The following is a 7,034-nucleotide window of genomic DNA, read 5'->3' on the forward strand; positions in this document are numbered from 1 at the left end:
CCCGGAAACCCATCGTGTCCCGGCTCCGCCGGGACGCTGCCGCACACGTGGCCAAGGTCCGAGTTTCGTCTCAGCGGTGTACGTCGAGGACCTGTGCGTCACCGGTCTCGCCCGGACGCGGCTGGCGAAGTCGGTGCACGACGCCGGCTGGGCATCGTTCACCGCGATGTTGGAGTACAAGGCCGCACGGTATGGACGCGCCTTCCGCCGCATCGGCCGGTTCGTCCCCACATCGCAGACATGCTCCACGTGCGGGCGGCTCGACGGACCCAAACCGCTGTCCGTCCGGTCGTGGACCTGCCCATGCGGGGCGGTCCACGACCGGGACGTCAACGCGGCGATCAACATCCTCGCGGCGGGACGCGCCGAGAGCCTAAACGCCTGTGGAGCGCAGGTAAGACCGGCACCCGTGCCGGCACCGCGCCGAGAAGCAGGAATCCACCCGCACACCGCGTGTTCCACACGCAGCGTGGAGGGAATCTCCGCCCTTTAGGGCGGAGAGAACGTCAAAGTGGCCGCTCCGATTTCTGAACGAGGAGTAGCCGCGGCCGCTCGCGCGCGGCCCGGGGCCGTCCCCGGCACGGCCGTCCGGCCGGCCAGACCCTGGCCGACCTGCCGCATGCCGTCGCCGAGCGGGGTGGGAGCGTCGGCGGTGTTGTCGTCGCGGCGCGCCGACAAGTGGCTGCGGCAGGGCCGATGGGCCCTACCCCCCGTCGATCGCGGCGAGTAGTGTCTTGCCTCCAACGCGTGCCGAACCCCTCCGGAGGCGTACACCACGATGGGTGGCTCCCCCCTGCGCATCCTCGTCGTCGGCGCGGGCATCGCCGGCCTGGCCGTGGCCCGGGCGCTGCGGCTCGCGGGGTTCCGGCCCGACGTCACCGAGAAACTGCCCCCCACCGAGCTGGTCGACACCGGCCTCTACCTGCCCGGCAACGCCGCGCGGGCGCTGCGCCGGCTCGACCTCGACGGACCGGTCCGCCCACTCGGCCAGGTGATCCACCGCCAGCGCTTCCTGGACGCGGCCGGCGCGCCGCTCTGCGAGGTCGACCTCGACGCCCTCTGGGCCGGGGTCGGGGAGTGCCGGGCACTGCCCCGCGCCGAACTGCACCGGGTGCTGCTCACCGGCGCCGGCGGCGCCGTCCGGCACGGCGCCGAGATCAGCACCGTCGAACCGCTGCCCGGCGGGGTCGCGTCGGCTTCACCGACGGCACCTGCGGGGAGTACGACCTGGTGATCGGCGCCGACGGGCCGCGCTCGGCGGTCCGCACCCTCGCCGCCCTCGGCGGCCCGCCCCGGCCCGCCGGGCAGGTGGTCTACCGCAGCGTGGTGCGCGGCGGGCCACGGATCACCGACTGGACGGCCCTGCTCGGCCAGCGGTCCGGCTTCCTGCTGGTGCCGATCGGCGCCGGGCGGCTGTACTGCTACGCCGACGAGGCCGGCACCGTCCCGCCGGCCGACCCGCCGGCCCGGCTGCGGGAACTCTTCGCCGGCTACGGCGGCCCGGTGCCCGAGGTGCTGTCCGCCCTCGAACAGGTGCACGTCGCGTCACCGAGGAGGTGGAACTGGGTCGCTGGTTCCACGGCCGGGTGCTGCTCATCGGTGACGCCGCCCACGCCACCGCGCCGACCCTCTCCCAGGGCGCCGCCATGGCCCTCGAGGACGCCGTCGTGCTCGCCGAGTCGCTGAAGGCGGCCGGCAGCGTCGAAGCCGCGCTGCTGGCGTACGAGAGCCGGCGGCGGCCGCGTACCCGATGGGTGCGGGACCGGACCCGGGACCGCAACCGGACCCGCGACGTTCCGCCGGCGCTGCGCGACCCGCTGCTGCGCGGGCGCGGCGGACGGATCTTCCAGGAGCACTACCGGTTGCTGGTCGACCCGCTCTGAGCGTCGGCGCGGCGGCGGGTGATCGTAGCCCGCCACCCCACGCGGCGAGGCCACCTGCCGGGGACTATCCTCCTTGCGGATGACGGCTCGCAGACACAGCGCGCGCCGAGCGGGACAACCGAGAACCGGAGGCCACTCGTGACCACCGTCGCACCCAAGCCGGTCGTGACCCGGCCCTGGCCGGTCCGAGAGCCGGTCAAGGGGTCGGCAATCGCGCGGCTGCTGCGCACCACGGACGCGAAGCAGATCGGGATCATGTACATGGTCACCGCGTTCGCGTTCTTCATGATCGGTGGCCTGATGGCCCTGATCATGCGCGCCGAGCTGGCGCGGCCGGGCCTGCAGTTCCTGTCGCCCGAGCAGTACAACCAGCTCTTCACCATGCACGGCACGATCATGCTGCTGTTCTTCGCGACGCCGATCGTGTTCGCCTTCGCGAACTACGTGGTGCCGCTGCAGATCGGCGCGCCGGACGTGTCGTTCCCCCGGCTGAACGCCTTCGCCTACTGGCTCTACCTGTTCGGCGGGACGATGGCCGTGGCGGGCTTCATCAGCCCCGGTGGCGCGGCCGACTTCGGCTGGACGGCGTACACCCCGCTGAGCAGCGTCGAGCACTCGCCCGGCGTCGGCGCGAACATGTGGGTGGTCGGCCTGGCCATCTCCGGTCTGGGCACCATCCTCGGCGCGGTCAACCTGATCACCACGATCCTGACCCTGCGCGCCCCCGGCATGACCATGTTCCGGATGCCGATCTTCACCTGGAACATGCTGGTCACCAGCCTGCTGGCGATCCTGGTCTTCCCGCTGCTCGCCGCCGCGCTCTTCGCGCTCGCCGCGGACCGCCTGGTCGGCGCCCACGTGTACGACCCCGCCACCGGCGGCCCGATGCTGTGGCAGCACCTGTTCTGGTTCTTCGGGCACCCCGAGGTCTACATCGTGGCGCTGCCGTTCTTCGGCATCATCACCGAGATCATCCCGGTCTTCTCCCGGAAGCCGATCTTCGGCTACAAGGGTCTGGTCGCCGCCACCATCTCGATCGCCGCCCTGTCGATGAGCGTCTGGGCGCACCACATGTTCGCCACCGGCCAGGTGCTGCTGCCGTTCTTCAGCTTCCTGAGCTACCTGATCGCCGTGCCGACCGGCATGAAGTTCTTCAACTGGATCGGCACCATGTGGCGGGGCCAGATCACCTTCGAGACGCCGATGCTCTGGGCGGTCGGCTTCCTGGTGACCTTCCTCTTCGGTGGACTGACCGGTGTGCTGCTCGCCAGCCCGCCACTCGACTTCCACCTGCACGACTCGTACTTCGTGGTGGCGCACTTCCACTACGTGCTCTTCGGCACCATCGTGTTCGCGGTCTTCGCCGGCATCTACTTCTGGTTCCCGAAGATGTTCGGCCGGATGCTCGACGAGCGGCTCGGCAAGGTGCACTTCTGGCTGACCATGATCGGCTTCCACACCACGTTCCTGATTCAGCACTGGCTCGGCGCCGAGGGCATGCCGCGTCGGTACGCCGACTACCTGCCCGGCGACGGCTTCACCACGCTGAACACGATCTCCACGATCGGCGCGTTCATCACCGGTATCTCGACCCTGCCGTTCATCTGGAACTGCTGGAAGTCGTACAAGACCGGCCCGGTGGTCGAGGTCGACGATCCGTGGGGCCACGGCAACTCGCTCGAGTGGGCCACCAGCTCGCCGCCGCCGCTGCGCAACTTCGACCGGATGCCGCGGATCCGCTCCGAGCGCCCCGCGTTCGACGCCAAGTTCCCGGAGCTGGCCGCCGGCCAGAGCATCGCCGGCCCGCCGGAGGGTGGCGCCAAGCCGCTGACCAGCGAGTCCAACGGTGGCGCCAGCTACCAGGAGGACACCGCCGGCAACCTCGACCAGCGCTGACCCGCTGAACACCGCGCCTCGGGCGCCGTACCCCTGATCAGGGGTACGGCCCGTCGCCGTTTCCGCGCCGGGTCCCGGAGTCTCGGTCCCGGCTCCCGGCTCGCCGGTCAACCCGGCTCCCGACCTAGGTTGAGGGCGGCTCGGCGGTCGCTCCCGGCGTGGGCTCCGCGGGTCGCAGCGGTCGTCGCCCCAGCTCCGGGTGCACCCAGTGGCGGCGTCGACCAGCCATGGTGGCCGCGCGCGGTGCAGCGGGTGTTTAAGGCGACCGGTGGGCGGGTGCGGCGGATGTCCCGACGACCGGTGGGAGCTCTACGGGAGCGACCACACACCGTAGCGCCCGCGGATGCGGCAACGTTCACGAGCGATATGACTGCCAGGCATATTTATGACTCTCAGGCATATCGCTTCTCGGGCAGCCCGGCGCCGAATGGGCGGGCTGGAGCGGGACGGCCTGAGTGGACATCACGGCGTGACCGCCGGGCCGGGCAGGTCAGCCCGGGCGCCTTGCGGCGCAGGCCGAGAGCGAGGGCCTCCTCGCGGGCCTTCCAGGTGGCGGCGTCCTTCTCGGCGGCGCGTTCGGCGTCGGCGAGGGTCCGGACGGTGGCCTGGGCCCGCTCCTGGGCGGCCACCGCCTCGGCGTGCCGGGCGTCGAGGTCGGCGTTGTCCCGGTCCGCCTCGGTGGACACCTCCTCGACGGCGTCCAGCTCCGCCTGGGCCTTCTCGGCGCGGGCCATCGCGTCGGCGTGGGCGGCGGCGAGCCGTTCGATCTCCTCGCCGGCGCTGGTGGTCCGGGCCCGGGCCGAGTTCACCTGACCGGTGAGCCGGGCCAGCCCCTCCCGCCGGTCGGCGATGGCCTTGGCGGCGGAGACCAGCTCCCGCTCGGCAGCGGCGAGCTGCCGTTCCAGCTCCTGCCGGTGCTCGACGGCCTCGGCCAACCGGATCTGGTCCTCGGTCAGCGCCGCGCGCAGCTCCTCCTCCTGCTCGCGGACCCGCTGCGACTCGGCCTCCAGCTGGTCCGGGTCGCGGCCCGGGCGCTCGTCGTCGCCGACGGCGCTGAGGTGGCGCAGCCGCTCGCGGGCGAGCTGCTCGATCGAACGGAACCGCTCGGAGAGGGCGGAAAGCTTGTACCAGGTGTCCTGGGCGGCGGCGAGCAGCGGCGCGTCCTCGGCGAGGGCGCCCTCCAGCTCGCCGAGCCGGGCCTGCACCTCGGTGTGCTCCGCCTCGATCTGCTCCCGCCGCTCGCGCAGCGCCGTCTCGTCGGCGATCTCCTTGTCCAGCGTGGTGCGCAGGGTGGCGAGGTCGTCGGCGAGCAGCCGCAGCCGGGCGTCACGCAGGTTGGCCTGGATGGCGGCGGCGCGGCGGGCCACCTCGGCCTGCCGGCCCAGCGGCTTGAGCTGGCGGCGCAGCTCGGCGGTGAGGTCGGTGAGCCGGTTGAGGTTGGTCTGCATCGCGTCGAGCTTCCGCAGCGCCTTCTCCTTGCGCTTGCGGTGCTTGAGGACGCCGGCCGCCTCCTCGATGAACGCCCGCCGGTCCTCCGGCTTGGCGTGCAGCATGCCGTCCAGCCGCCCCTGGCCGACGATGATGTGCATCTCCCGGCCGATGCCGGAGTCCGACAGCAGCTCCTGGATGTCCAGCAGGCGGCAGGAGTCGCCGTTGATCTCGTACTCGCTCTCGCCGGAGCGGAACATCCGGCGGGTGATGGAGACCTCGGTGTACTCGATCGGCAGCGCGCCGTCGGTGTTGTCGATGGTGAGGGTGACCTCGGCCCGGCCCAGCGGCGCCCGCCCGGCGGTGCCGGCGAAGATGACGTCCTCCATCTTGCCGCCGCGCAGCGCCTTGGCGCCCTGCTCGCCGAGCACCCAGGCGATGGCGTCGACGACGTTGGACTTGCCGGAGCCGTTCGGGCCCACCACGCAGGTGATCCCGGGCTCCAGCTTCAGCGTCGTCGCGGAGGCGAAGGACTTGAAGCCCTTCACCGTCAGGCTCTTGAGATGCACCTTCTCGATCCTCGTCCGGTGGCCGCCGTACCGTCGCCGGCTGCGCGGACCTGGTGAACCCGCAGACTAACCCGGGGGTCGGGGCACCGCCGCACGCGACCCACCCGCGCCGGTCGCGCGCCGATCCGCAGGAGTGTTCGCCGGTGGCGAGAATTACAAGATCGCTATTCGCGTTCCGCGCCCCCGGCGCGCATTTCCCCGAGCGATTCACAAGATCGGGAAAGCGGCGAGGAAATGGGCGCGGACAGAACTGCGCGCCGGCACTTGAGTGTCGGCGCGCGTTTTCGTGTGGTGCGATTCAGTTTTCCGACAACCGGAGATCAGGTCAGCGCCGGCTCGGCCAGCCGGAGGAGGTCGTCAGCCTCCGCCGCGGCCGCCGCAAGCCGATCGTTCTCGGCGCGCAGACGCGTGATCTCGAACTCCAGTGCCTGAACCCTGGCACGCAGTCGGGTGACCTCGTCGAGCAGACGCCGGTCGGGCGCTGCACCTACGTGGCCGTAGAGGGCCTTCGCCATGCTGACTCCTTGATATGCGCTGCCGGAAAGGCCGGCCAACGCGCGCCCCTGGTGTTCGCGGCTGTCATCCCACCGATAAGTGGGCATGACCGGGCGCGACTGGCGACACCTACATATTGAGCCGAAAACCCCTCCTTCGTCAAGTTCCCGCAGGCCGTAGATCATCTCCACGTCGACCTGTCCACTTGTCGGGGGGCTGCCACAAGGCGCGGACACGCTCTGTCCGGACGACTTAACTGTACGCCCGGGATTGCGCGAACGCCTCCACCCGTCTGTCCGCTTCCCCTTAACTCTTTCTTAGCCACGTTGCCGCAGCTCGTGGCCCACCCGTACGGTCAGCCCGGCCCGCAACCGACCCCGTGGAGGCGACAGGCGTGTACCGCTGGACCGACCCGACCGACCCGGACGACGCTCACCGGCGTCCCGAGCCGCCGACCGACCACCCCCCGGCGTGGCTCACCGACCGGCCGGAGCCGCGGTCGTCGTACCTCTTCGGTGACGAGCCGGCGGAGCCCGGGCACGCCTGGCGGGAGCGCCCCACCGAGCGGTGGCAGCCCGACCGGACCGGTGAACTCCCCTTCCCGGTGGCACCGTTCGAGCAGCCTGACGCCTACCGCGCCGACCGCACGGGCGAGTTGCCCCGGGTCGCCCCGTTCGAGGAGGCCGGCCGTCACCCCGGCGGCTACCCCGGGCCCGACGGGGCGACCCCGGCCGACCTGACCGCGTTCCGGGCCGCCCCGGAT

The 7,034-nt window shown here is 71.6% G+C and carries 3 protein-coding genes and 3 pseudogenes; 4 read left to right on the forward strand and 2 right to left on the reverse strand.

What is annotated here, in order from left to right:
• Positions 1-76 precede the first annotated feature (76 nt).
• From JNW87_RS32025 to ctaD, 3 genes and pseudogenes are all read left to right on the forward strand, one after another.
• Positions 77-493: a transposase gene (locus JNW87_RS32025; protein WP_238454958.1), complete on the forward strand. Its 417-nt coding sequence runs from the start codon at positions 77-79 to the stop codon at positions 491-493.
• 285 nt (positions 494-778) lie between these two features.
• A pseudogene (locus JNW87_RS32030) lies at positions 779-1,883 on the forward strand (FAD-dependent monooxygenase).
• A 138-nt stretch (positions 1,884-2,021) separates the two neighbouring features.
• The gene (gene ctaD / locus JNW87_RS32035; RefSeq protein WP_109805705.1) at positions 2,022-3,779 is read left to right on the forward strand and encodes a cytochrome c oxidase subunit I; all 1,758 of its coding nucleotides are present in this window, start codon (positions 2,022-2,024) and stop codon (positions 3,777-3,779) included.
• Between the two features lie 503 nt (positions 3,780-4,282).
• Here ctaD and JNW87_RS32040 read toward each other — a convergent pair.
• Positions 4,283-5,776: pseudogene (locus JNW87_RS32040) on the reverse strand (chromosome segregation SMC family protein); the annotation flags it as partial.
• Positions 5,777-6,096: 320 nt separating this feature from the next.
• Positions 6,097-6,291, reverse strand: coding sequence for a hypothetical protein (locus tag JNW87_RS32045; protein WP_089010688.1), 195 nt, complete (start codon positions 6,289-6,291; stop codon positions 6,097-6,099).
• Positions 6,292-6,665: 374 nt separating this feature from the next.
• Between JNW87_RS32045 and JNW87_RS32050 the strand changes: the two are divergent.
• Positions 6,666-7,034 (forward strand): annotated as a pseudogene (locus JNW87_RS32050) (hypothetical protein); the annotation flags it as partial.

This window comes from Micromonospora sp. ATA51, from assembly GCF_016802855.1.
GTDB lineage: Bacteria > Actinomycetota > Actinomycetes > Mycobacteriales > Micromonosporaceae > Micromonospora > Micromonospora sicca.

Excerpts from the sequence above, each read along its gene's own strand:
- JNW87_RS32045 (WP_089010688.1), bottom strand. The coding sequence starts at position 6,291 with ATGGCGAAGGCCCTCTACGGCCACGTAGGTGCAGCGCCCGACCGGCGT.